The organism is Xanthobacter sp. BG11Y11_SDJG (assembly GCF_057364445.1).
The window spans coordinates 1-24,995 of the sequence record NZ_JBNFNU010000017.1 but is presented as its reverse complement, the minus strand read 5'-3'; the positions used below and the strand labels follow the sequence as shown (position 1 = coordinate 24,995).

At 67.8% G+C, this 24,995-nt stretch carries 19 protein-coding genes and 6 pseudogenes; 11 read left to right on the top strand and 14 right to left on the bottom strand.

The annotated features are described in order from the left end of the window. Positions 1 to 400: 400 nt before the first annotated feature. The 3 genes from AC2W7M_RS03625 to AC2W7M_RS03615 are packed head-to-tail and all read right to left on the bottom strand — an operon-like array spanning position 401 to position 1,764. On the bottom strand, positions 401 to 787 hold the full coding sequence (locus AC2W7M_RS03625) for a DUF302 domain-containing protein (protein ID WP_149578546.1): 387 nt from the start codon (positions 785 to 787) through the stop codon (positions 401 to 403). Positions 788 to 832: 45 nt separating this feature from the next. Next, the gene (locus AC2W7M_RS03620; protein ID WP_245327175.1) at positions 833 to 1,522 is read right to left on the bottom strand and encodes a c-type cytochrome; all 690 of its coding nucleotides are present in this window, start codon (positions 1,520 to 1,522) and stop codon (positions 833 to 835) included. A gap of 32 nt (positions 1,523 to 1,554) precedes the next feature. Then, complete coding sequence (locus AC2W7M_RS03615; protein ID WP_149578544.1) at positions 1,555 to 1,764, bottom strand: SHOCT domain-containing protein; 210 nt, start codon at positions 1,762 to 1,764, stop codon at positions 1,555 to 1,557. A 177-nt stretch (positions 1,765 to 1,941) separates the two neighbouring features. Between AC2W7M_RS03615 and AC2W7M_RS03610 the strand changes: the two genes are divergently transcribed. From AC2W7M_RS03610 to AC2W7M_RS03565, 10 genes and pseudogenes are all read left to right on the top strand, one after another. Further along, complete coding sequence (locus AC2W7M_RS03610) at positions 1,942 to 2,220, top strand: metal/formaldehyde-sensitive transcriptional repressor (protein ID WP_138399103.1); 279 nt, start codon at positions 1,942 to 1,944, stop codon at positions 2,218 to 2,220. Between the two features lie 12 nt (positions 2,221 to 2,232). Continuing rightward, positions 2,233 to 3,401: pseudogene (locus tag AC2W7M_RS03605) on the top strand (nickel/cobalt efflux transporter). Between the two features lie 63 nt (positions 3,402 to 3,464). Further along, the gene (locus AC2W7M_RS03600; RefSeq protein ID WP_149578547.1) at positions 3,465 to 4,178 is read left to right on the top strand and encodes a response regulator; all 714 of its coding nucleotides are present in this window, start codon (positions 3,465 to 3,467) and stop codon (positions 4,176 to 4,178) included. Next, entirely contained in the window at positions 4,175 to 5,509 is a 1,335-nt protein-coding gene (locus tag AC2W7M_RS03595) for an ATP-binding protein (protein WP_209483288.1), read from the top strand. The genes AC2W7M_RS03600 and AC2W7M_RS03595 overlap by 4 nt, the downstream gene beginning before the upstream one ends. A gap of 156 nt (positions 5,510 to 5,665) precedes the next feature. After that, entirely contained in the window at positions 5,666 to 7,123 is a 1,458-nt protein-coding gene (locus AC2W7M_RS03590) for an efflux RND transporter periplasmic adaptor subunit (protein WP_486130117.1), read from the top strand. 113 nt (positions 7,124 to 7,236) lie between these two features. Further along, a pseudogene (locus AC2W7M_RS03585) lies at positions 7,237 to 10,367 on the top strand (efflux RND transporter permease subunit). Between the two features lie 12 nt (positions 10,368 to 10,379). Continuing rightward, positions 10,380 to 10,754 (top strand): hypothetical protein, encoded by a 375-nt coding sequence (locus AC2W7M_RS03580; RefSeq protein ID WP_149577254.1) that lies wholly within the window; start codon positions 10,380 to 10,382, stop codon positions 10,752 to 10,754. Positions 10,755 to 10,938: 184 nt separating this feature from the next. Further along, positions 10,939 to 11,220: a cupredoxin domain-containing protein gene (locus AC2W7M_RS03575; RefSeq protein WP_486130115.1), complete on the top strand. Its 282-nt coding sequence runs from the start codon at positions 10,939 to 10,941 to the stop codon at positions 11,218 to 11,220. Continuing rightward, positions 11,169 to 12,335, top strand: coding sequence for a multicopper oxidase family protein (locus AC2W7M_RS03570; protein ID WP_486130113.1), 1,167 nt, complete (start codon positions 11,169 to 11,171; stop codon positions 12,333 to 12,335). The genes AC2W7M_RS03575 and AC2W7M_RS03570 overlap by 52 nt, the downstream gene beginning before the upstream one ends. A gap of 98 nt (positions 12,336 to 12,433) precedes the next feature. Next, a pseudogene (locus AC2W7M_RS03565) lies at positions 12,434 to 13,561 on the top strand (MFS transporter). Positions 13,562 to 13,837: 276 nt separating this feature from the next. Here the strand turns inward: AC2W7M_RS03565 and AC2W7M_RS03560 are convergent. From AC2W7M_RS03560 to AC2W7M_RS03535, 6 genes and pseudogenes are all read right to left on the bottom strand, one after another. Beyond that, positions 13,838 to 16,226, bottom strand: a pseudogene (locus tag AC2W7M_RS03560) (heavy metal translocating P-type ATPase). Positions 16,227 to 16,379: 153 nt separating this feature from the next. After that, positions 16,380 to 16,736 (bottom strand): annotated as a pseudogene (locus AC2W7M_RS03555) (methyltransferase family protein); the annotation flags it as partial. 152 nt (positions 16,737 to 16,888) lie between these two features. Then, positions 16,889 to 17,182, bottom strand: a complete 294-nt coding sequence (locus AC2W7M_RS03550) for a DUF2933 domain-containing protein (protein ID WP_188079545.1) — start codon at positions 17,180 to 17,182, stop codon at positions 16,889 to 16,891. Between the two features lie 67 nt (positions 17,183 to 17,249). Further along, entirely contained in the window at positions 17,250 to 17,849 is a 600-nt protein-coding gene (locus tag AC2W7M_RS03545; RefSeq protein ID WP_149577257.1) for a Spy/CpxP family protein refolding chaperone, read from the bottom strand. 2 nt (positions 17,850 to 17,851) lie between these two features. After that, the gene (locus tag AC2W7M_RS03540) at positions 17,852 to 19,750 is read right to left on the bottom strand and encodes a DUF3141 domain-containing protein (protein ID WP_149577258.1); all 1,899 of its coding nucleotides are present in this window, start codon (positions 19,748 to 19,750) and stop codon (positions 17,852 to 17,854) included. A 138-nt stretch (positions 19,751 to 19,888) separates the two neighbouring features. Beyond that, entirely contained in the window at positions 19,889 to 20,242 is a 354-nt protein-coding gene (locus tag AC2W7M_RS03535; protein ID WP_232847539.1) for a hypothetical protein, read from the bottom strand. A gap of 128 nt (positions 20,243 to 20,370) precedes the next feature. Between AC2W7M_RS03535 and AC2W7M_RS03530 the strand changes: the two genes are divergently transcribed. Then, positions 20,371 to 20,580: a hypothetical protein gene (locus tag AC2W7M_RS03530; RefSeq protein ID WP_012116555.1), complete on the top strand. Its 210-nt coding sequence runs from the start codon at positions 20,371 to 20,373 to the stop codon at positions 20,578 to 20,580. Positions 20,581 to 20,933: 353 nt separating this feature from the next. Here AC2W7M_RS03530 and AC2W7M_RS03525 read toward each other — a convergent pair whose 3' ends face one another. From AC2W7M_RS03525 to AC2W7M_RS03505, 5 genes and pseudogenes are all read right to left on the bottom strand, one after another. Then, positions 20,934 to 21,362: a hypothetical protein gene (locus AC2W7M_RS03525; RefSeq protein WP_012116554.1), complete on the bottom strand. Its 429-nt coding sequence runs from the start codon at positions 21,360 to 21,362 to the stop codon at positions 20,934 to 20,936. 137 nt (positions 21,363 to 21,499) lie between these two features. Continuing rightward, positions 21,500 to 21,667, bottom strand: a complete 168-nt coding sequence (locus AC2W7M_RS03520) for a hypothetical protein (RefSeq protein ID WP_188079546.1) — start codon at positions 21,665 to 21,667, stop codon at positions 21,500 to 21,502. A 384-nt stretch (positions 21,668 to 22,051) separates the two neighbouring features. After that, positions 22,052 to 22,975 (bottom strand): DUF2493 domain-containing protein, encoded by a 924-nt coding sequence (locus tag AC2W7M_RS03515; protein ID WP_012116552.1) that lies wholly within the window; start codon positions 22,973 to 22,975, stop codon positions 22,052 to 22,054. A gap of 339 nt (positions 22,976 to 23,314) precedes the next feature. Continuing rightward, positions 23,315 to 24,352, bottom strand: coding sequence for a DUF7146 domain-containing protein (locus tag AC2W7M_RS03510; protein WP_149577259.1), 1,038 nt, complete (start codon positions 24,350 to 24,352; stop codon positions 23,315 to 23,317). 92 nt (positions 24,353 to 24,444) lie between these two features. Further along, positions 24,445 to 24,995 (bottom strand): annotated as a pseudogene (locus tag AC2W7M_RS03505) (DNA-binding protein); the annotation flags it as partial.

The following is a 24,995-nucleotide window of genomic DNA, read 5'->3' as shown; positions in this document are numbered from 1 at the left end:
TCCAGGGCGACAAGGGCGAGCACAAGCTCATCTGGTCGCGATGACCGGCCACGGGCGCTCCGCTTCCCGCGGGGCGCCCGCCTTCCACCCTCGCAATTATGCGGAGCAGAACCCCCGCCGACCGAGCCCGACAGATTGACCTATACGATCAGTGCCGTATCGATCGGCGTCTTCTTGCCCGAATCCTGCGCCGCTGCACGATCCGCCGCGACCAGAGCCAAGCCGAAGGCAGAAAATCGAAGCAAGGAAGATCTCTCTGGAACCGAGATGCTATCATCCATTTGCGCGGAATAGTCCGCGCATTCAACGTGATAATGCGGCGACGCGCCCTTTCCAGTAAGCCTAAATAAATCCAGGCGCCGGGAGCGACCCATGAGGATGCAATGCGCCCGAAACCGTGTCAGAGCGAACCGATCACGCTCTTGAGCTTCGCCTGGACGTGTTCGGCCGCCTGCTTGAGCCGCGGATTGTCGATCGCTTGCATTGAGGCGACGGGATCGATCGCCGCCACTTCGGTGTTGCCGTCCCCCTTGTCCTGCACGATGACGTTGCACGGCAGCATCGTGCCTACCTTGTCCTCAATCTCAAGCGCCTCGTGGGCAAGCGCCGGGTTGCAGGCGCCGAGAATGCGGTAGGGACGGAAATCGACATTGATCTTCTTCTTGAGAGTGTCCCTGACGTCGATCTCGGTGATGATGCCGAAACCCTCGCGCTTGAGCGCCTCAGTCGTCAGCCGCACGGCGTCATCGAAGCCGAGCGCAAGCGTTTTGGCGAAATAATAGCTCATGGTTCACTCCCAAGGCGTTCTTGCAAGACGCGAATATAGGAAAGTTCAACGCAGGCCGGAGAGATATTCGGCCACGGCCCTCTTATCGGCTTCGCTCAGCGCCGCCGCGATACGGCCCATCATTGTCGACGACGGACGCGCGCCACTCGCGAAGCGATCCAATTGATCGACGATATATGCCGCATGCTGTCCATTCAGATAGGGAGCGTCGGCCATCATGCCCATCATCGGCATCCGCTCCATCATGCCGCCTCCCATCATGCCCGTCACGGGCATGCCGCGTTGGCCGGACGCACGGTGACACATGGCGCAAGCGGGCATTCCCGCGAAGAAGATGCGCTCTCCAATCGCCGCCAAGCGTTGGTCCTTGACCGCGTCCGCCTTGCGCGACTGCTTGCCATAAAAGCTCGACGCATTCGCCATGTCGGCGTCGCCGAGGTCTGCCGCGATTGGCGCCATGATGTCCGACCTGCGAGTCCCATTCCTGAAGGCCCAGAGTTGGCGATAAAGGTAAGCCGGACTTTGACCCGCCAGTTTCGGAAATTGCGATTCGCTGCTATTGCAATCCGCGCCGTGGCACTCGGCGCATTTGGCATCGGCCACATGGCTTCCTAGCGCCGGGTCGCCTGCGCGCGCGCCATCCGATTGTCCCCGTGAGGCTCCCGTCATGGCGAGTAAACCTGCTCCAGCGATGAGAATGATCGCACCCGCTAATGAGATCGCCATCTTGCTCATTGTCATGGCTCCGCGACGTCACCCGGTCCGGATCAGGCGCTGAGGTCGCGCTTTTCCTGGAGGTATTCGTCGCGCTGGATTTCTCCCTTCGCGCAGTACTCACCGAGAATGTCGAGGCCTCGCGAAAGGCTTCGATCGTTACCGATCCGCACGGCGCCTCCAAAGAAGGAGAGGACAAGCGCAACGATCCCAACTGTCAGAAGCACCAGCAACAAAAAGGAGAGGATGCCGTCGGCATCCATCCCCAGCTATGTCTATCAGCCCGAGGGCCGTTCCACCACATCGGGGTCATTGCGCAGATTGCCAAAAGCCCGTCCGCCCCGATGTCCGCGGCCGGTTCCGCAAGTTCCCGTATTTGGCCCTGCCGCCGAGCGAAAGGAACGATTTATATAGGGTACCCCCTATATTATAAACCCGTGATGGCACACACGATCAAGCACAAGACCAAGCTTCTCGCCCGCATCCGCCGAATCAAGGGGCAGGCCGAAGCCGTGGAGCGCGCGCTGGAAGCCGAGATCGGCTGCACCGACGTGTTGATGCTGGTCGCCTCCATGCGCGGCGCCATCAACGGACTGACGGCGGAGCTGATGGAGGACCACATCCGCCATCACGTGGTGAACCCGGACGCCGAGCCGGACCCCGAGCGTGCCAAAGGCGCCGCCGACCTGATCGAGGTCGTCCGCACCTACCTCAAGTGATCTGAGAGCAAGATGACTGCGTTTACAGACCTGCTCCAGCAGGGGGCCGCGCACGCCTGGCTGTTCATCCCCTCGGCCATCCTGCTCGGTGCCCTGCACGGGCTTGAGCCGGGCCATTCCAAGACGATGATGGCCGCCTTCATCATCGCCATCCGCGGCACGCTCACCCAGGCCGTCCTGCTGGGCCTCGCCGCAACGGCCTCGCACACGGCGGTGGTCTGGCTCATTGCCCTCGGGGGGCTGTATTTCGGGCAGCAATGGGGTGGCGAGGCCAGCGAACCCTATTTTCAGCTCGCTTCAGCCGTGGCGATCATCACCATCGCCGCCTGGATGGCCTGGCGGACGTGGCGCGAGCAGAGCGACGCGCATCACCACCATGAGGACAAGACCCGTCTCCTCTCGACCGCAGAAGGGGAACTGGCGCTCGACATCTTCGAGGATGGCGTGCCGCCGCGGTGGCGCATCTCCAGCCCCGGCGGGCGCATGCTTCCTGACGCCGAGCGCGTCTTCTCGAAACCCTGCGGCCCGGCGGCGGCCGTCAGGTCTTCCCGTTCGTGCACCGGGGTGAATTCCTCGAGAGCACGCACGATATTCCCGAGCCCCATGCCTTTTCAGTGGAGCTTCGCATGCGCCTCGCCGACGGCGGGGAGGAGGTCCATGCCCTCGTGTTCGAGGAGCATGACCATGCCCACATGAATCTCGGCGACGAGGACGACGCCCACGCCCGCGCCCACGCCGCCGATATCCGCAATCGCTTTGCCGGCCGCCCGGTGACCACCTGGCAGATCATCGTCTTCGGACTGACGGGCGGGTTGATCCCGTGCCCGGCGGCGATCACCGTGCTGCTGATCTGCATGCAGCTGAAGGTCTTCAGCCTCGGCTTCGTGCTGGTCCTGTGCTTCAGCATCGGCCTGGCGCTCACGCTGGTGTCGGCCGGCGTGCTCGCGGCCCTCAGCGTCCGGCACGTCTCGCAACGTTGGTCGGGCTTCAGCGCCTTCGCCCGGCGCGCGCCCTATGCCTCGGCCGCGCTGATCCTGATGGTCGGCCTCTACACCGGCTGGCTCGGCTGGCATGGTCTTTCACGGGAGCACGCTCCGTCGGCCGGCATCAGCGCGGGCGCGGTGCAAGGCGATTTCTTGCCTGCGCCAACTTCGTATGGCGAAGCACGCCGGCTGGGATAAAAGGGCTTGTCCGCAGAGCAGCCGTCGCGCCCGCAGGACGGCCTCGCAGGAGTGCGTCACCCCGTGTCTCCCGAATGCCATATCCTGATCGTCGATGATGATGCCGAGATCCGACGCCTCGCCGGCAAGTTCCTGCGCGAGCACGGGCACAAGGTCACCGCGGCACAGGATGCGCGCGAGATGCGCGAGGCAATGAAGGCGGGGGCGGTGGATCTCATCATCCTCGACATCATGCTGCCCGGCACGAGCGGGCTCGACCTATGCCGGGACATCCGCCGCACGTCGGACGTGCCCATCATCATGCTCACCGCGCGCGGCAGCGACGTGGACCGGATCGTGGGGCTGGAGCTCGGTGCGGACGACTATCTGTCGAAGCCCTTCAATCCGCGCGAGCTGCTCGCGCGCATCCATGCGGTGCTGCGGCGCATGCGGCCTTCGGGCGACGCCACGGCTTCCGGGGGCACCCTGCTCGCCTTTTCCGGCTGGACCCTCGACACCCGCCGGCGCGAGCTGACCAATCCCGAAGCCGTGGTGGTGGATCTGTCGACTGGCGAATATGACCTGCTCCTGACCTTCCTCGAACATCCCCAAAGGGTGCTGACGCGCGACCAGCTGATGGACGCTGCCAAGAACCGCACCGCCACAGGCTTCGACCGCGCCATCGACATCCAGGTCAGCCGGCTGCGCAAGAAGCTTGAGTCCCATGGCGGACCGGAGATGGTGAAGACCGTGCGCGGCGCCGGCTATTTCTTCGTCCCGGAGGTGGAACGCTCGTGATCCGCGCCCTGATCCGCGCATCGGACAGCCTCGCCGTCCGCACCGCCGTGGTGGCGGTGCTGGGCATCGTCGTCGTGCATGTGCTGAGCCTGTGGACCTACGAGCACGCCATGGAGCGCGAGCGCCATGCGGCCCATGCCATCCGCCTCGCCGACCAGATCGTCGCGCTGCGCCGGTCGCTGGCAGCAGCGCCGCCGGAAAGCCGCGAGGATGTGGCCCATGACTTGTCCGGCGGCGCCATCGACGCGCACTGGAGCCGGGAAGCCATGGCCGCACCCGGCCCCCATGCCGCGGAGGGATGGCAGCGCCTCGCCGACGACGTGCGCACGCTGGCGCCTGACCTCGGACCGCAGGATGTGCTGGTGGGCGCGGGCACCGATCCGCACCTCAGCCTGGTCGCCGTGCGCCTTCCGGACGGCAGCTGGCTGAACGCCCGCCTGTTCGCCTCCATGCCGCAGGCGGCCGGGACGCACGGATCGGTGCTCTCCACGACCCTCATGGCGACGGGCGTGCTGCTGCTGTCGCTCGCCATCGCCGCCTGGCTGACGCGGCCGCTCAGGGCCATGGCGCGGACCGTCGCGGCCCTGCCTCCGGACGCCCCTCTGGTGCGGCTCCCGGAGACCGGCCCGACGGAGGTGCGGGAGCTGGCCCACGCCTTCAACGGCATGCAGGCTCGCATCGCGGAGCTGATGGAGCGGCGCACCCAGGCCCTCGCCGCCGTCTCCCACGATCTGCGCACGCCCATGACACGCCTGCGCTTCCGCATGGAGGACGTGGGCGACCCCGCCCTGCGCGAGGCCATGGCGGCGGACGTGGCGGAGATGGAGCAGATGGTGGACGCCACCCTGTCCTACCTGCGCGGCGAGGCCAGCGAGGAGCCGGTACGCCCGCTCGACCTCGTGGCGCTGGTGGAGACGCTGGTGGACAATGCCCGCGACCGGGGCCTTGCCGCCGATCTTGCAGCCCCGCCGCGCCTGGTGGTGGCAGGCCGCCTCGTCAGCCTGAAGCGGATGGTGTCGAACCTGCTGGAGAACGCGCTTCTCTATGGCGGCGCCGCGCATGTCGTGCTCGCGGAGGAGGGCGCCGAGGCGGTGCTGACGGTGAAGGACGAAGGCCCAGGCATTCCGCAGGACCAGTTCGCCGCCGTGCTCGAACCCTTCGTCCGGCTCGACACCTCGCGCAGCCGGTCCACCGGCGGGGTGGGGCTCGGCCTTCCCATCGCCCGTGCGGTGGCCGAGGCCCATGGCGGCACGCTGACCCTCGCCAACGGCGCCGGCGGCGGCCTCGTCGCGACAGTGCGCCTGCCCAAGCTCCAGACTGAAACAAACTGATACAGAAGCGATACGCGGCGTGACAGCCCGTGCGCTATCTGGCTCCCGTACCGGATTGAGGATCGGACGGGTTGAAGGATGGTGCGTCATTTCATGCGGAGAGTTGGCCTTGGGTCGTGGGCCCTTCTCGCCGGCCTGGTGCTGGCGACGGGCGCGATGGCGCACGAAGGCCACGACCACGGCGCGCCTGCCGCGCCTCAGGTAACGTCTCTCGCCCCCCGTGCCGAGGCCGCCTCCGCCGATTTCGAGCTGGTGGCAGTGCTGCGCGACGGCATCCTCGCCATCCACCTCGACCGCTTCACCGACAACGCGCCGGTGGACCGCGCGACCATCGAAATGGACACGCCCGAAGGCGCGCAGACCGCAAAGCCCGAGGAGCCCGGCACCTATGTGGTTGCCGCTCCGTTCGCCGCGAAGCCGGGCACGCACGACCTCGCTTTCACGGTCACGGCCGGCGGCACGGTGGACGTGCTCGCAACCACTCTCACGGTGCCTGCGGCTTCGGTGACGGCCGACCCCAGAGCCACTGCGCCGGCGGCGCTGGCGCTGCTGGGCGGATCGCAATTGGGCTTGGGTGCCGGCGTCGTTATCGGCTTTCTCGCGGCCGTGCTCTTGATGTCGCTGCGGCGGCGCACGGCGGCACTCGTTCTCGCTGCCGGTCTGGGGCTTGCCTCCGCCGCGCTCCCGCCGGATGCGCAGGCCGCGGATACGCCGAAGCCTTCCGCACGCGATGCGGCCCAGCGCCTGCCCGACGGCTCGGTGATCGTGCCGAAGCCCAGCCAGCGCATCCTCGGCGTGCGCACCATCGTCACGGCTTCCGCCAGCCATGCCCGCGCGGTGGAACTGCCGGGGCGGGTGGTGCCGGATGCCAATGCCAGCGGGCTCGTGCAGACGGCGGTGGGTGGGCGGCTGGCACCGCCGCAGGGCGGCTTCAAGCCGCTCGGCACCAAGGTCGCGGCGGGCGACATCCTCGCGTTCGTGCACCCGCCCATCGGCGCCTCGGACCTCAAGGACCTGGAGCAGCAGGGCTTTGAGCTGGACCAGCAGATCGCCATCGTGAAGCGCCGCTATGAGCGCCTGTCGGCTATCCAGAACGCGGTCACCCGCCGCGAGGTGGAGGAGACGGAGATTGAGCTGAAGGGTCTACAGACTCGCCGCGCCACGCTGGAGCGGGTGCAGCGCGAGCCGGAGGCGCTGCGCGCGCCCGTTGCCGGCATCATCGCCACCTCGGACGCGGTGGCGGGACAGATGGCGGACCCGAACACTGTGGTGTTCCGCATCATCGATCCGGATCGGCTGTGGGTGGAGGCGCTGGGTTTCTCGCCGGACATGGGCCGCTCCGGGGCTTCCGGGCGATTGCCCGATGGCCGCTCCGTCGCGCTCACCTTTCTGGGCGCGGGGATGTCCGACCGCAGCCAGGCCGTTCCGCTGCAGTTTTCCGTCACCGCGGGTGCCGAGGGGCTGCGTCCAGGCCAGTTTCTCACGGTCCTCGCGGAGGCCGGCGCCCCGCGCATGGGCATCGCCATCCCCGCACGGCGGTGGTGCGCGGGGCGAACGGTCAGGCCATCGTCTATGAACATGTCGCAGCCGAGCGCTTCGTTGCGCGCGAGGTAAAGACGGAGCCCCTCGATGCCGGCCGCGTGCTGGTGGTGGCCGGCCTGCCGCCCGATCGCCGCGTGGTTACCGAGGGCGCCGAACTCATCGACCAGATCCGCTGAGGCCGGCCGATGTTCAGCTTCCTCGTCACCCAGTCCCTCAAAAACCGCCTGCTGGTGCTGGCGCTGTCCCTCGTGCTGGTGGTCACCGGCGCCTTTGCGGTCACCCGCCTGCCGGTGGATGTGCTGCCCGACCTCAACCGGCCCACCGTCACCATCATGACCGAGGCGGAGGGCCTTGCCCCGGCCGAGGTGGAACAGCTTGTCACCTTCCCGTTGGAGACGGCGATGAACGGCCTGCCGGGCCTCATCCGCCTGCGTTCGGTCTCGGGGGTGGGGCTCTCCGTCCTCTATGTGGAGTTCGATTTCGGCACCGACATCTTCCGCGACCGCCAGCAGATCGCCGAGCGCATCGCTTTGGTGCGGGACCGGCTGCCGGCGAACGTTGCCCCGCAGATGGGGCCCATCAGCTCCATCATGGGGCAGATCCTGATGTTCGCGGTGACGAGCGACACTGCGTCCCCCATGGCGGTGCGCGAGGCGGCGGACTTCATCATCCGCCCGCGCCTGCTCGCCATTCCCGGCATCGCGCAGGTCATCCCCATGGGCGGGGAAGTGCGGCAGTTCCGCGTTTCGCCGGACCCTGCGGCCATGCGCGCCCATGGCATCTCCCTCGATGCGCTGGAAAAGGCGGTGGCGCAGTTCGGCACCAATTCGGGCGGTGGCTTTGCTGACCATGGCGGGCGCGAGTTCCTGATCCGCAACATCGGCCGCACCCTCAGCCTCGACGACCTGAAGGGGCTGGTGCTGCCCCGCCCCGCCGGCGGCACCGTCTTCCTGCACCAGGTGGCGCAGGTGGATTACGCGGCCCGCATGAAGCGGGGCGATGCCGGCTACATGGGCCGGCCGGCGGTGATCGTCTCGGTGGAGAAGCAGCCGGAGGTGGACACGATCGCCCTCACCGCGCGGTGGAGGACGCGGTCAACGACCTGAACCGCACGCTGCCCAACGGCATCCGCATTTCGCCGCCGGTGTTCCGGCAGGCCGACTTCATCGCCGCCTCCATCGGCAACGTGGAAAAGGTGCTGATGGAGGCCATGGCGGTGGTGGCCGTGGTGCTGTTCCTTTTCCTCGTCAACTGGCGCACCACCTTCATCTCGCTCACCGCTATACCCGTGTCGATCCTCGCCACGGCCATCGTGTTCCACGCCTTCGGCCTCTCCATCAACACCATGACGCTGGGCGGCCTCGCCATCGCCATCGGCGAGCTGGTGGATGACGCGGTGGTGGACGTGGAGAACATCTTCCGCCGCCTGCGCGAGAATGCCGCCGCCGGCGGCGCCGCGGCCGGTATTCGACGTGGTGGTGGCGGCGAGCCGGGAGGTGCGCTCCGGCATCGTCTACGCCACGCTCATCATCGTGCTGGTGTTCGTGCCCTTGTTCGCGCTGCCGGGCATCGAGGGGCGACTGTTCGCGCCGCTGGGGCAGGCCTATATCGTCTCGATCCTCGCGAGCCTTGTCACCTCCGTCACGCTCACGCCGGTGCTCGCCTTTTACCTGCTCCCCGCACTCAGCCGCCATGTGGAGCGGGAGAGCGTGCTGGTGCGGGGTCTGAAGCGCGGATACGCCGGCCTGCTCGCCGCCGCCTTCCGCCACCAGCGCCTCGTGATGTGCGCAGCCGCGCTTCTCTTCCTCGCGGCGGTGGCGGCCGCCGTGGGCCTGCCGCGCGCCTTCCTGCCGCCGTTCAACGAGGGCTCGCTCACCATCTCCATGTCCTTCCGGCCGGCCTTTCCCTCGCCGAGAGCCATCGCATGGGCCTTGTCGCCGAAAAGCTCATCCTGGACGTGCCGGAGGTGAAGGCGGTGGGTCGGCGCACCGGCCGGGCCGAGCTCGACGAACACGCCGAGGGCGTCCATGCCTCCGAGATCGAGGTGGATCTAGGACCCTCCGCCCGCAGCCGCGCCGAGATCACCGCCGACATCCGCGACCGCCTCGCGGTGCTGCCGGCCGCCTTCAACCTGGGCCAGCCCATCTCCCACCGGCTGGACCACATGCTCTCCGGCGTGCGGGCCGAGATCGCCCTGAAGCTGTTCGGCGACGACCTCGATACCCTGCGAACTACGGCGGAAGACCTGCGGGGGCGCCTCGCCGGCATTCCCGGCCTTGCGGACCTGCAGGTGGAGCGGCAGGTGCGCGTGCCGGAAGTGACGGTGCGCGTGGATTATGGCCGCGCCGCCCTCTACGGCCTCCAGCCCGCGCAGGTGACGGACGCGCTGGAGCGGCTTTCCAACGGCCGCGTGGTCTCCCGCCTCGTGGACGGCGCGCGGCGCTTCGACGTGGTGGTCCGCCTGCCCGATGCGGCGCGCACCACGGAGGGACTTTCGGGCCTGCTGATCGAGACGCCCTCTGGCTGGGTGCCGCTCTCGCAGGTCGCCGAGGTGACGGAGACGGACGGGCCGAACCAGATCCTGCGCGAGGGCGGGCGCCGGCGCATCGTCGTGCTGGCCAACACCTCCGGCGGGCGCGACGTGGCGGTGGTGGTGGCCGACATGCGTGAAGTGATCGCGGCGACCGCACTGCCGGCCGGCATCTCCGCGAGCCTTGAGGGCACCTTCGCCGCGCAGGAGCAATCCATGCGCACCATCGGCGGCCTGTCCGCAGTGTCGGCGCTACTCGTTTTCGCGCTCCTCTACAGCCGCTACCGCTCGGCGCTGTTCGCCGCCATCATCATGGGGAGCGTGCCGCTGGCGCTCATCGGCGCGGTGGTGGCGCTGTGGATCGCCGGGCAGCCCCTGTCGGTGGCGAGCATGATCGGCTTCGTGACGCTCACCGGCATCGCCGCGCGCAACGGCATCCTGAAGATCAGTCACATCATCAATCTCGCCATCGCCGAGGGCATGGCGTTCGGCCCCGCTCTGGTGATGCGCGGCAGCCTGGAGCGGCTGACGCCGGTGCTGATGACCGCCGCGTCCGCCGGCATCGCTTTGCTGCCGCTCATGAGCGGGGCCGAGGTTCCGGGCAAGGAGATCCTCCACCCCGTCGCCATCACCATTTTCGGCGGCCTGGTCAGTGCCACGCTGCTCGACGCCGTTCTCACCCCCGTCCTCGTCCTGCGCCATGGCCGACGCCCGCTGGAGCGGCTGGTGGCAGCGGCGTGGGAGACCGCCCCCTCCACCGCCGCCGCCCGCGCGGACGCCTTCTGACCGGAGCCTGTCATGATCTTTCGCCGCCTTTTGCCGGCCGTCCTCAGTCTCCCGCTGGTCGCCTTGCCCGTCCTGGCCCACGAGCCCGGCGCGGGGGCGAACGGCGGGGTGCGGGTGGATGCCGGCCATTACCACGCGGAGCTGGTGGCCGACGGCACGCCCAATGTCGCGCTTTATCTGAGCGACGGCGCCGACAAGCCGGTGGCGGCCGAGGGCTTCAAGGCCAACGCCATCCTCGTGGTGGACGGCAAGGCCCAGCGCTTTCCCCTCTCGCCCGCCGGCGGCAACCGGCTCGCCGGGACGGCGGCGGTTGCCATCCCAAAGGGCGTGAAGGGCGTGGTCCAGATCTCCGCGCCCGACGGCGCCTCCGCTCAGGCCAAATATTGAAGACCGCCCGAAACCCCTTCGCTTCGCCTCGTCTGCCCGGCGACGAGCCAAAGAGGCCGATCATGACCCGACCCGTGTTCCAATCCGCCCTCTCCCGCCGCGCCGTCCTGACCGGTGGCGCGCGCTCGGCGCCCTCGCCTTCTCCAGCGGCTGGCAGCGCGCCCTTGCGGCTCCGCTTCTCACGGTGGAAAGCCTCACCCTCGACGTGAACGGCAAGGCGGCGAAGGTGTTCGCCGTTAAGGGCCCTTCCGGCGAGGGCCTCTTCGCCAAGGAGGGAGACCGGCTCACCGGCGCGGTGCTCAACGCCTCGCAGAGCCCTGCGGTGATGCACTGGCACGGCCAGATCTTCGCCCCGCCGGACCAGGACCTCGCCCGTCCCAATGGCGGCGAACTTGCCCCCGGGGCATCGATCAGGTGGATTTCCGCCTTACCCCGGGCACCCACTGGATGCACTCCCACACCTTGAGCGAGCAGCAATTGCTCGCCGCGCCCCTCGTCACCCGGGAGGCGGACGCGGGCGATGTCCAGGACGTGGTGGTGATGCTGCACGACTTCTCCTTCCGCAGCCCGGAGGAGATCCTGGCCGAACTCGGCGGAGCGAACGCACACGGCGGCCACGGTGGTCACGGCATGGGCCAGCAGATGCAAGGCATGCCGGGAATGGCGATGCCGGGAATGGACCACTCCGGCCACGGCATGGGGGGAATGGGTGCCGGGCCGGGCGCTGGAATGGGCGCCGCGATGCAGGGGGGAGGTATGCAAGGCGGCGGCATGATGGTGCACGCCAACGATGTTGCCTACGACGCCTTCCTTGCCAACCGCCGCACCCTCGCCGATCCCGAGGTGGTGCAGGTGGAGAAGGGCGGTCGGGTGCGGCTCCGCATCATCAATGGCGGCACCGCCACCGCCTTCTTCATAACCGTGCCGGGCCTGAAGGCGACCTGCATCGCGGTCGATGGCACGCCTTGCGCCCCGCTGGTGGCGGATGCCTTTCCGCTCGCCCAGGGACAGCGCATCGACCTCCTCGTGGAGATCCCGGCAGGGGGCGGTGCCTTTCCGGTGCTGGCGCAGGTGGAGGCCTCGCCCCGTCGCACCGGCTTCGTGCTGGCGACGGCCGGTGCTGCCATCGCCCGCCTCGGGGAGACGGCCGACAGACCGCAGGGGCTTCTCGACCTCGCCTTCGAGGGGCGGCTTTCCGCCTTAAATCCTCTCCCGGCGCGGCGGGCGGACAAGGTCTTCCCCATCATGCTGGGCGAGGAGCCGGGCTATCGCTGGACCATCAACGGCCGCATCCACGGGGAGGACGTGCCCTTCAGCGTGCAGCAGGGCGAGCGGGTGGAGATGACCTTCCTGAACCCCACCGGCATGAGCCATCCCATGCACCTGCACGGCCACCATTTCCAGGTGGTGGGCATCGGCGGGCGCCGCTTTGCAGGCGCCCTGCGCGACACGGTGATGGTGCCGCCGCACACGCCCGTGACCATCGCCTTCGATGCCGGGCAGAGGGGCGAGTGGTTCCTGCACTGCCACCACCTCTATCACATGGCCACCGGGATGATGGCGGTGGTGAAGGTGGCTTGACGATCGAGGTGGACAGGAAGCAGCAGGAAGCCTGGCGGGAGGCTGCAGGTCCGCGCCCCGCCATCCCGAGGACCGTCTGGGCCCTCGGCTTCGTCAGCATGTTCATGGAAATCTCGTCCGAGATGATCCACGCGCTGCTGCCGCTCTTCCTCGCCGGCACCCTCGGTGCGAGCGTCGCCATGATGGGCATGATCGAGGGCGTGGGGGAATCCAGCGCGCAGATCGCGAAGGTCTTCTCGGGCTATTTGTCGGACCACTTCGGTCGGCGCAAGCCGCTGATCCTGCTCGGCTACGGGTTCGGCGCCGCATCCAAGCCGTTCTTTGCCCTGGCCGGCGCTCCGGCGATGGTGTTCGCCGCGCGCTTCGCCGACCGCGTCGGCAAGGGCATCCGGGGCGCGCCCTGCGATGCGCTTGCGGCCGACGTCACCCCGCCCGAGATCCGCGGACGCGCCTATGGCCTGCGCCAGGCCCTCGACACGGTGGGCGCCTTCGTCGGGCCGCTGCTTGCCGTCGCGCTGATGGCGCTGTTCGCCGACGACATGCGGGCCGTCTTCTGGGTCGCCCTCGTTCCCGGCGCTCTTGCCGTGCTCTGCGTCGTCCTCGGCGTCGAGGACAGGTCCGTGGGCACGGTTGGAACAGGCCGGCCTCCACCGGTGCGGATCGCGGATCTCAGGCGCCTCGAACGTCCCTTCCTTGTCGTCGTGGCCATCGGTGTCGTCTTCACGCTCGCGCGCTTCAGCGAGGCCTTCCTCGTCCTGAATGCCTACGACGAGGGACTGCCGCTGGCGCTCGCTCCGTTCGTGCTCGTCGCGATGAATGTCGTCTATTCCCTCGGCGCCTAACCCGCCGGCGCCTGGTCGGATCAGGCGCCGCCGGAGCGGCTTTTGCTCAGCGGCCTTGCCGTGCTGGTGGCGGCCGACCTCTCCCTCGCCTTCGTCCCGGGCCTGTGGGGGGCGTTCCTCGGCATCGGCTTGTGGGGCGCGCTCATGGCGCTCACCCAGGGCCTTCTCGCCAAGCTCGTGGCCCAGAACGCCCCGGCGGCGCTGCGCGGATCAGCCTTCGGCCTGTTCAACCTCGCCACTGGCCTCGCGACGCTGGCGGCGAGCCTTGCCGCCGGGCTGCTGTGGGACATCAGTGGCGCCCGGGCGACGTTCATCGTCGGCGCCGTCTTCGCCCTCCTCGCATCCGCGCTCGTGATCACCTTCGATCCCAGCCGGAAGTCCTGAGGCGGTCCCGCCGACCATCGTCGCGGGAGGCGCGCTGGTCCTGTCCGACAGGGGGCGGTGGACAGGCTTGGCCTGCCCACCCCTTTCGTCCCCGGGACGCACTCTCATCGGCCGAGATACTTGAGGAGCGCCGCGATCCCGAGGACGACCAGGACCAGGATCAGGAGGCCGAACAGCCACATCCCCCACATGCCGGAGCCCATCATTCCGTCGAAATTCAGCATGGTTCCCTCCCTGGAGCCGGATCCGTCTCTGCAGTCCAAGAACGAGGACGCCTTAGCCAAGCGGCGTGCGCCGCAGGCGCAGGGCATTGGCGATGACGCTGACCGATGACAGCGCCATGGCCGCGGCGGCGATGATGGGCGACAGCAGAAGCCCGAACAGGGGATAGAGCACGCCCGCCGCCACCGGTATGCCGGCCGCATTGTAGATGAAAGCGAAGAACAGGTTCTGGCGGATGTTGCTCATGGTGGCGTGGCTCAGCTGCCGGGCGCGGGCGATGCCCTGGAGATCGCCCTTCAGCAGCGTCACGCCGGCGCTCTCGATGGCGACGTCCGTCCCGGTACCCATGGCGACGCCGACGTCCGCCGCGGCGAGGGCGGGCGCATCGTTCACGCCGTCGCCGGCCATGGCGACGATCCGCCCTTCCTGGCGCAGCCGCGTCACCACCTGCGCCTTGTTCTCCGGCAGCACCTCTGCTTCCACCTCGTCGATGCCCAGGCGCCGGGCCACCGCCTCGGCGGTCGTCCGATTGTCGCCGGTGAGCATGACGACGCGGACCCCGGCGGCCCGGAGCGCCGCCAAGGCCACGGGGGTGGTCGCCTTGACCGGGTCGGCGATGGCGATGAGGCCGCCGATGCGCCCGTCCATTGCAACGAAGATCACGGTGGCACCATCGGCGCGTAGCGCCTCGGCCTCGGCCGACAGGGGGGAGAGGTCCACGCCTTCCTCGCCCATGATGCGGTGGCTGCCGATGACGAGCTTTTGGCCGTCCACCGTGCCAGTCACGCCCTTGCCCACCGGGCTGTCGAAATCCTGGGCCTCGCCGAGAGGCAGGGCGCGCTCCTCCGCCGCGGCGACGATGGCCGCCGCGAGCGGGTGCTCGCTCGCCCGCTCGAGCGTCGCCGCAAGCCGCAGGAGCGCGTCCTCTTCCAAGGCGCCGGCCGTCTTCAGCGCGACCACCTTCGGCTTGCCTTCCGTCAGGGTGCCGGTCTTGTCCACCACCAGCGTGTCCACCTTCTCGAACCGCTCCAGCGCCTCGGCATTCTTGATGAGCACGCCCATGGATGCGCCGCGACCGACGCCCACCATGATGGACATGGGCGTCGCCAGCCCGAGCGCACAGGGGCAGGCGATGATGAGCACCGCCACGGCGGCGATCAGCCCGTGGGCGAAGCGCGGCTCCGGCCCAAAGATGCCCCACGCCGCAAAGGCAAGGACCGCGATGGCGATCACCACCGGCACGAACCAGCCGGATACCTCGTCGGCGAGGCGCTGGATCGGCGCGCGCGAGCGTTGCGCCTCGGCCACCATGTGGACGATCTGCGCCAGCATGGTGTCCCGCCCCACCTTGCCGGCGCGCATGACGAAGCCGCCGCTCTGGTTGAGCGTGCCGCCGATGACCTTCGCGCCGACGTCCTTGGTGACTGGCATGGATTCGCCGGTGATCATGGATTCGTCCACCGAGGAGCGGCCCTCGACCAGCTTGCCATCCACCGGCACCTTCTCGCCTGGCCGCACGCGCAGGCGGTCGCCCACCACGACCGCCTCCAGCGCCACGTCTCGTCGCTGCCGTCGTCACGCACGCGCCGGGCGCCTCTTTGGGGGCGAGGTCGAGCAAGGCGCGGATGGCGCCGCCGGTCTGCTCGCGGGCGCGCAGCTCCAGCACCTGGCCGAGCAGGACCAGCACTGTGATGACGGCAGCGGCCTCGAAATAGATGGCAACCGATCCGTCGGCGGCGCGGAAGGTCGCGGGGAAGATCTGCGGCGCGAAGGTCGCCACCACGCTGTAGGCCCACGCCACGCCCGTGCCCATGGCGATCAGCGTGAACATGTTGAGGCGGCGGGTGACCAGCGACTGCCAGGCGCGGGTGAAGAACGGCCATCCCGCCCACAGCACCACCGGTGTTGCCAACACGAGCTGGGTCCAGTTGGACGCTTGCGCGCCGAGCAGCATGTGGAGATTGGTGAGGTGCCCGCCCATCTCCAGGGCCAGCACCGGCAGCGCCAGCGCAAGGCCGATCCAGAAGCGGCGCGTCATGTCCACGAGCTCGGCGCTGGGACCGGTTTTGCCTGTCGCCACCTCGGGCTCCAGCGTCATGCCGCAGATGGGGCAGTTGCCCGGTCCCAGCTGACGGATCTGCGGGTGCATGGGGCAGGTGTAGATCACGCCTTGAGGCTGACCCTTCGCTGCGGGCGGCGTTTCCGCCGCACCGGCGGTATAGGCAGAAGGGTTTGCGTCGAATTTGTCGTGGCATTTTGCCGAGCAGAAGAAATAGCTCTTGCCGCCGTAGTCCGACCGGAACCCGGCGGTGGCCGGGTTCACCTCCATGCCGCAGACGGGATCCTTGACCATTTCCGTGGGCGCGATCCCGGCGCCTTCGGGCGGGTGAACTGCATGGTCGTGGTGGTGATGGTGGCCGGCGTGCGTGTCGTGCTCAGTCATGAGGGCGGTCTCCGGAGCGAGGGGCTGTCGCGGATGAAATTCCGATACGGGGAAAAAGGCGGGGACGCGGCTGGCATAATCATCCCACGTCGGCCCGAACTCAGTGCGGGCTGCGGCTTCTTCCTGCCGTGCGAGCCGCACATAGACCGAGACGAGAATGGGGAACATGGCGAGCGTGACCAGCGTCGGCCATTGCAGCAGGAAGCCGAACATGATGACGACGAAAGCGGCGTACTGGGGATGCCGCACGCGGGAATAGGGACCTTCGGTCGCGAGGCGGTGATCGCGCTGGGCCGCATAAAGCACGTTCCAGCTCGCGACGAGCAGCCAGAAGCCGCCGAAGATCAGAATATTGCTGAAGATGTGGAACGGCCCGAAATGGGGGTTCACGCGCCATCCGAACAGGGTCTCCAGCAGATGGCCGGCGTCGTGGGACCAGAAATCGACACCGGGAAACTGCCGGCCGAGCCATCCCGACAGGAGATAGATGGTCAGCGGAAAGCCGTACATCTCGGTGAACAGGGCAAGGATGAAGGCCGAGAACGCCCCGAGCGTGCGCCAGTCCCGCGGTGTCTGCAGCCGGGTGAAGCTTGCCGCAAACAGGATGAAGACCGCCGAGTTGATGATCACGAGGCCCCACAGGCCATAAGCGGAGGTCTCGGTCATCGGTTGCCCCCATCGGGACCCGGCGGCCGTTCGCCTGGCTGGTGTCCCGCATGATGGCCGTGGCCGTGATGCATGAACATGTGCATCAGCGGGCAGGCGAGCAGCAGGAGGAAGGGCAGATACCCCAGCGCATGGACGCGGTGCTCCGAGAACAAAAGAAAGGCCACCGCGAGAAGAAAGCCGATGGCGACGATGCCGCCGGGCGAGCGCCAGAAGCTTCGGTGCGGGGCGCGCGTGCCGGTGTCATTGCCGGGCCGCGGCATATGGCCGGTGTCGTCATGCAAGGACATTTGGTCCTCCTCCACCTGAGCGAAGCAGGCCGGCTGCGATCGCCGACCCGCCAGCGAGGTTCGACGCTCACATGGGGCCCATTCCACCCGGCATCATGAGCTGGTCCGCCGTGCGCTTCTGCGCTTCGTCGAACGACGCGTAGAGCGGCCCGAGCGCGGCCTTGAGGCGGCGCACCGCTTCGAGGCGGGCGACGAGCATGCGCTCGTGACCGTCGATCCGCTGCGGCAGGGTCGGCGCCGAGCCGCCCTGCGCGGCCATCATCATCTCCTGCATGTCACCCATCATGGCGCGATTGGCCTTGAGCGCTTCCGTGAATGCGCTCCACAGGGGCTGCTGCGCCTCAGTGATCTTCAGTTCGGCCTTCAGGAAGGCGATGCGCCCTGCGATGCGGTCGGGGTCCATCATCTGGCTCATCCCCATGCCGGCCCCTGCGTTTCCGCCGCCCATCATGCCCATGCCACCCTGGCCCATCATCCCCATCATGCCCGGCCCCATCATGCCTTGAGGGCCACCTGGCGTCGGCGTGGCCTGAGATGGCTGCGGTGCCGGCGCGGCAGCCTGGGGCGCAGCAGGCTGGGCCTCCGGCGGATGGTGCGCGTCCTCGGCGAAGCCCGGCGTCGAGAGCAGCAGCGCGCCGGCGAGCATCAGATTGCGAAACGTCGTCATAGTCAGTTCTCTCCTATCGCTGCGGTCCGGCTGATGCCGGCCGCCTGGAAATCCAAACCGCTCCGTGTATCCTGTGGCCCTGTGCCCTCACTCCTGTGCTGTGGGTCCGCACCGGCTGGGTGGGCACTGCCCACGCCGTCATAGAGACTGTCGAAGAGGCGCTCCCACAGGGCGTCCCGCAGGCGCCGGCCCTGCTCGATCCCCTCGGCGACGCGCGAGACGACGTGCTCCTCCTCGACCTTGAAGGGGTTGTCCGCTGCGGCCGGATGCCGGTCGGCGGCGACCTGCTCCGCGAGCCATCGGACATCGCGCATCCAGGGCATAAAGCCTTCCGACAACAGGTAGCGGCTGGTGCGCATTGGGTGCAGCGTCTCAAGCATCGCCGCCGACCAGGGCGTCGTCAGCGCCCGTACCCAGGGGCTGACGAACGTGCGGTAGAAGGCTTCGTTGCGCTCCGACAGGTCGCGCACGCGCTCGAAGGCAGGGTCCTGCCGGGCGAAGCGGATGTCGGACACCTCGCGCGCCTCGAAGCGGACCTGATAGGCGCCCTCACGGCAATCGGGATCGCCGGACGGATTGTCGATCTTCATCTCGTAGAGGCCGGGCGGGAGCGTCTCGATCCGCGGCAGGCTCTCGAGGATGGCCCGATGCTCCAGCCGCGCAACCTTTGCGGAAACGAAGATGCCGAGGTGACCCACATGGCGGTTGATGAGATAGACGATGCGCTGGCCCGCCGCCTTGAGATCTTCCGTATCCTGGTACACGATCGGTAACCAGCCGAGCGCCTGATGGGGCGGCGTGATGTTGTCGCCATAGGATGCGAAGATCACGAGCGGGTTGCGGATGCGCCTGAGATCCGCATGGCACCCTTCGCAGATCCGGACGCGGCCCTGCTCCAGCCTGTTGCCGACGAAGAAGTTCTCCACGATGGCGAGGATCTCCTCGCGGCTCAGGAAGTAATAGCCGCCCCACCAGCGCTCGAAGGCGAGGAACCGCTCCCGCTCAGTATCCATGTGGGCATAGAGGTTCGCGTACTTCTCCCATACCGCCTCGGGCTTCAGCCCCTCGAAGTTCTGCACCAGAAAGGCGCCGTCGAAGCGTCCGTCCCCGAGGTCGGCGAGAAGGTGTGTCAACCACGCCCCGCCCTCGAAGCCGGCGGCGATGCGCATGGGGTTGATGCCGGTCTCGCCGGCCCAGTAGGACAGAGGGGTCCCGTTCAGCACGGCCGGTCCGGCCAGCCCCGCGCAGTTCGCGGCGAGCAGCGTCACCGCCCAGCCGGCCTGGCAGTTCCCATAGAGCACAGGCGCGGCGCCGGAATGTCGCCATGACACCTCCTCGACGAACCGCCGCAGCACGTGAAGCACGTCGGCGAGCGTCTGCCCCGCGGCGGGCTCTGGATAGAAGGTGACGAAATAGACGGGGTGCCCCTGGTGCAGGGCGATGCCGACCTCGGAGTCCTGCTTGAAGCCACCGATGCCGGGGCCGTGGCCGGCGCGCGGGTCGAGGATCACCACGGGCGGCTTGGCCGCGTCCAGACAATCTTCCAGGCACTCGTCCCCCACGCGGGTCACGCGCAGGAGGGCATAGTTTGCCGGACGCTCGAGCCGGCGGGCATCGAGCAGGACCTCATAGTCGAAGTCGAGCAGAGCCGGCTTACCGGCGCGCTCGTGCGCCAGCATGTTGTCGGCCCGCTGGCGCAGCGTGTCCCAGAACAGGATCCAGCGCTCGGCCACGTCCCTGCCATAGGACAAGAAATCGCGAGCGAACGTTCCGGGATCGCTGGAGAAGGCGCTCCCTTGGGCATTTCGGGTTTGCCGCGGGGTTCCGGTGCCAGTCGGTCCGGATTGTCCAAGCGCAGCCGTGCCGGCCATAGGCTCGGCAAGCGTGTCGCGACCATACATGGAAAGGTCCTCGTTTCGCCATCGGCACGAGGCCGACGCTGATTTCGGGGGCATCTTGCGGCACGTCGACGCGCCGGCGCCCTCAACGGGCGCTGCTTCGCGCGTCCGCCTCACGCCTGAAATGCGTTGAGACCGGTATCAGCTCTGGAAACGCGGGGGATCGAGGCCGGGCAAGACCGCCAAGCCGTCCGCGGCCTGGTTGGCGAGATCAAAGGGCTCTCGAACAAAGGTCAGATCCAGAACGTGCAGGCTCGCGCCGTCGGCCACGGGCACATAGACACTGCAGGAGACGCTGCAGCACTTTCCGTGTTCAGCGGGTTGGGTCGGCTCGTCCGGATGATGATCTGCGGGATCAAGCGAGGCGATCTGGTACGGATGATCCGCCGCAGCTGCGTATGCCGAATCCTCGTCATGGCACGGCGCGGAATAGGCGCTCGCGATGGGTCCGAACAGCATGGCCATTGCCACCAGGATCGCTGGCAGCACCTTCACCCACCCCGCTGCCGACCTGAGCCTGATCATATGCCTCATCGCCTCACCGGCGAACTATGCCTCATCATAGGTGCGCATGAAAGGACCGCCTTGAGCAGGATCAACGCGGGCGCCGACGAGGTCACCTGTTGCACGTGCTGTTCGGCGAGATCATCACGCTGAACACGCTGGGACTGGGCCTGGAGGTGCCGATGTTGGCGTCGATCCGGCCAGCGTCCCTGATCCTCACCCTTGCCGCGCTCAACGCCGTGTTCCGCTTCCACCTCGGCGTGATGACGATTTTGGCAGGCTGTTCAGTGCTCGGACTGCTCTATGGGCTTGCGGGCGGTATCGGGTGAGCCATGAATAATGGCTCTGTTCGACTTGGCGCGTCGACGGACGGATGCCGAACGGGGATGATGGCGGCCTCCGCAACCTCACAGAAGACCGGCCCGATCCTCTTCGGCTTCACGTCCCCCGTTCCGGGCCGCTCCGTGCACTTCCGCCGCGACGGGTAGGACCAGATAAGATAGCTCCCATCATGCGCTGGTCCGCGACCGACCACGTGGCGTCGTCTCGTCTCAAGTAATCGCGATCGACCGCCGCTTGGGCCTCTGCCACAATCCGGACGGCGCCACCGATCCGCATCCTCGGACAGCATGGATGGCAAGGCTCTTTCGGCTCCGGCCCTGCCGAATGACATGGAGCGTGCTCAGATCTGCGCAAGGTCCCAACTGGACGCGCTGGCCGCGACCCGCAACAGCGTCGTGACGCCGATGGCAATAGCGCCGATGATCGAGAAGACGATCTGCCACGTCTCGGACGGCATGGCGAGCTTCGCGATGCCATGCGTGGCGTGATAGCCGACGATGACGGCCGGGATGACGAAGGCGAGCGCAAAGAGGAGCCGCGCCCACATCGGACGAACGACCGCGAACAGAACCTGGCCGATGCCGAGCGTGATGCCCCCGGCGATCAGGCCAACGACGATCGCACCGAGCCAGCCCGCGCCGGTTTGGTGTGCCCAAGTGCCGGCGCTGACAGCGGCGAAGAACGGCAGCGCGAAGACCGCGAGCGTAAACAGCAGCCAGCAGAATAACGCGATGGCGGCGAGACCAAGCAGGATGCCGAGGAAAATCATGGTGGTATCTCCATAAGGAAAGCTCTGACGGTTGCGCCTTCCACCACCACCACCGCGGCGCGATCACCAGCATAGCAAGGGAAAAAGCCGCCGGAATCCCTGCAATGGGGATGCTCGGGACTTCCGCGCTCCCTCCGCTATCTGGCGAAGGGATCAATCTCCCAGACGATCTGGGAGGCATCGCCGTCGAATTCGTCGGCCGGCACGACCGAGAGGCTGCCGTCGCCGGCGCGAAAGATCACGATGACGACCATCAGGGTCTTGGCAAGGCTGAGGGCGAAGGCCTGCGCATCGGTAGAGGACATGGGGTCCGGCTCCTGCTCGAAGCGGAGGACCATCCCCCGCTGACAGGCGCCCGATTGGTCCGGCCGATGGCCGCAATCACCGCGACGGCGAAGCGGAGCGGCGGCACGCGGTGCGTAGCCGACCCCTTGCGGGTTGATGGCGTCAGGCCCTCGGCCGGACCAAGGATCAGCGCAAAAAAGCGGGGGTGGATGGTCGCTCGAAGATCGGCAGGTGCGGCCGTCTCCCTGCATAAGCTGACTCTGGAGGCTTTGTTCAGCTACACGTCTGATGAGTACAGGTCCTGCTCGTCAGTCCGGTGAAAATCGATAATGGAGCCAGCACTTTCATGAGAAACGTTCAGGGCTCGTGAAATTCGATTCCGATGGTCGAGAAGGGGGCAGCGCTCATGCGCCGCCTGACCCGAACCGATAGACCGGGATGCCGAGCTTGCGGGCCTTGTCGGCGAGGTTGTCCTGGATGCCCGTGCCGGGGAAGATAATGACCCCGATGGGCATGACCGAGAGCATCTGGTCGTTGCGCTTGAAGGGGGCGGCCTTGGCGTGCCGTGTCCAGTCGGGCTTGAACGCGACCTGCGGCACCTTACGGGCATCGGCCCAGCAGGCGGCGATCCTCTCGGCACCCTTGGGCGAGCCACCGTGCAGCAGCACCATGTCAGGGTGCTTCGCGCGGACCTGATCGAGCTTCGCCCAGATGTGCGTGTGGTCCATCGTGTCGCCGCCGGAAAAGGCGATCTTCGGACCTGTGGGCATCATCACCTCGGTCTCAGCCCGCCTGCGGGCGGCGAGGAAATCGCGGCTGTCGATGAGGGCTGCGGTGAGGTGCCGATGGTTCACCAGGGATCCGGAGCGCGGGCGCCAGGCTGAGCCGGTGTGCCGTTCGAAGGCATCGGCAGCCTCGTCGCGCATCAGCTCGAAGGTGTTGCGGCGTTCCATGAGGCTCTGGCCCTCGGCGATGAGTCGCTCCAGCTCCGCCGAGCGCACCTCGCTGCCGTCCTGTTCCTGCTGGCTGCGGCGCTGGCCTTGCTCGTTGTCGTCAAGGGTGCCCGAGATACGGCCGGCGGCACGGTGGAAGAGATGGACGGTCGACCACAGGAGATCGGGAAGGTCCGGCTCGAGGCGAGTGTCTTGCAGCGTCGCGATGAGGGCATCGAAGATGTCGGCAATTGCGCCGGTGATGCGGTCGGCATCGGGAAGCGGCCGCGGATCCGTTTCGTCGTCCGAGGGACGGTAGCCATAGAGCTGAAGTTCCTGCAGCAGGTGATCGGTGGGAGAGGAAGCGTGGCGGGGTCCGTCGTGCTCGGTGCTCATGGGAGGCTCCGTCGGTTGGACCGCAGCCTTGCGGCCTTCATGGCGACGAAGCCGGCGGGCGGGTCGGACCTGCACCCCGCGGGAAGCGCGGGGCCGGAGCGTGAGCGGAGGATGGCGAAGGCCGGGGATTTTGCTTCGCGATGGAACGCCGCGTGTCGGGGCCCTGCGACGCCTGCGTCGTGGGGAAACACCGGCGACGGAAAATCACCGGCCGGAGCCATTGCCGGTCCGGGACGACTGCCGGCCGATCGCCCTCTGGAAGGCCTGGCTGCGGGTTCTCTGTCGGCGGTGGGTATCAGAGCGTGGCGGAAGAGCATTCCCGCTCGCAGCCACTCCAGATCATGGGCTCGTCACGGACAAGCGGGCGACGTCCTCGGGAGCAAGCTGACATCGGAGTTGCGCCCGCAAGGCGTCAACGCCAAAGGCGCGCAGATCTTCGTTGAAGTCGCCAAGCGTCGGCGAGAGCACGATGGCCTCGATCCCGGTGGAGTTCGCTCGTGCAATGAGGCTGTCCCGTGCCCTGTTGCCGGCCGGATCGGTGTCGCGGGCGATGTAGAGCCGCCGTAGCCCGGGTGGAAAGGCGATGGCGGAAAGGTGGGCGGCCGAGAGCGCCGCTGCCGTCGGGAGGCTTGGCAACACGCCGCGGAGGGAAAGGATCGTCTCGATGCCCTCTCCGGCAGCCATCACGTCATCAACTCGGCCGAAGCGAACGGCATGCTCCAGCAGGTGACCTATGGCCCGCCGGGGCGTGGCGATTGCCGCCTTGTCCGATCCGTCCGGAGCGAGCCACGTCCGGTGGATGCCCATGATCCGTCCCCTGAGGTCGGTGACGGCAGCGATCATGGCCGGCAGGGGTTGAATGGGCCCGTGCGCAGCCGGGCGATAGAAGCAGCGAGGATGAAAGCGCAAGCTTCCGGTTTCGTGCAAAGCCGAGATGCCGCGGGTCCGCAGATACGCCTCTACGATTGTGCCCGAAATCGGCTCTGCAGCGGCGAACAGCCGTCGTGCCGAGATGACCGGATCACGTGAGGAACATTGCTTTCCGCCATGAGGAGCTTCCGCGTCTGGTGAGATTGGTGGAAGGCGCAGAAATGCTTGAGCCTCTGCGACCACATCGGTGAAGTTGAGCAGGCCCCGGCTTTCGCGGATCACGTCGAGGAGGTCGCCGTGCTCGCCCGTGGCAGCGTCGGTCCATTTTCCGGCTGGGCCCTTCGCGGTGTCCGTCAGCCGCACGAACATGGAGCGGCCGGGAGAGTTGCGAACATCGCCGACCTGCCAATAGTGCCCCTGCCGTCGGCCCGCGGAGAGATAATGGCGGCAGACTGCCTCCGCCTGCCGCCCCAACTGCCGGGCCAGATCATGGGTCACATCCGTCATGGGGACGCTCCAAGAAAATGGCCCGCCGTCCGGGCCATGCGATAGGGGGGATCGCGGAGCCACAGACGGCGGGCCAGGTTGCCCGGGGAGGATTATTCGGCAGCGATCGAGGAGGAGATCGCTTCGGGCTCCTCAGTGTCGGCGAGGTCTTCGCTGTCGGCCATGGCCGTTTCGCCGTCGGTCTCCGCCGTTTCCTCGCCGACGGTGTCCAAGGGCTGGGTCCGCAGCGCCTCCGGGAGCCAGCCGCTGTCGGCGAGGAGGGTCTCGGCCTCCCGGGCCATGTCGCCCTTCTTGAGGTGGGCGATCCGCTCGGCCGGGCGCTCCCCCTTGGCCTCGGTCACCGCCTGCAGGATGCGGGCCTTGGTGACCCTGCCGAGGAAGGTGTCCACCGTGGGCTTCCATCCGACGGCTGCCATGTCGAGCGACACCGCCTGCGCCAGCCTATCGGCATGGGCGAAGGCGCGGGGACGGCGGTTCCAGGCCTCATGCACCGCATTGACCGAGAGGCTCACCACATGGGCGAACAGTGCGGCCCGGCTGTCGTGGTCCCACCCGCTCAAGGTGTCCCAGAGCGTGCCCGGCTCCTTCGGCAGAGCCTTGGCCCAGCTCTCATGCCGGACACGAATGGACTCGGCGGAGACGC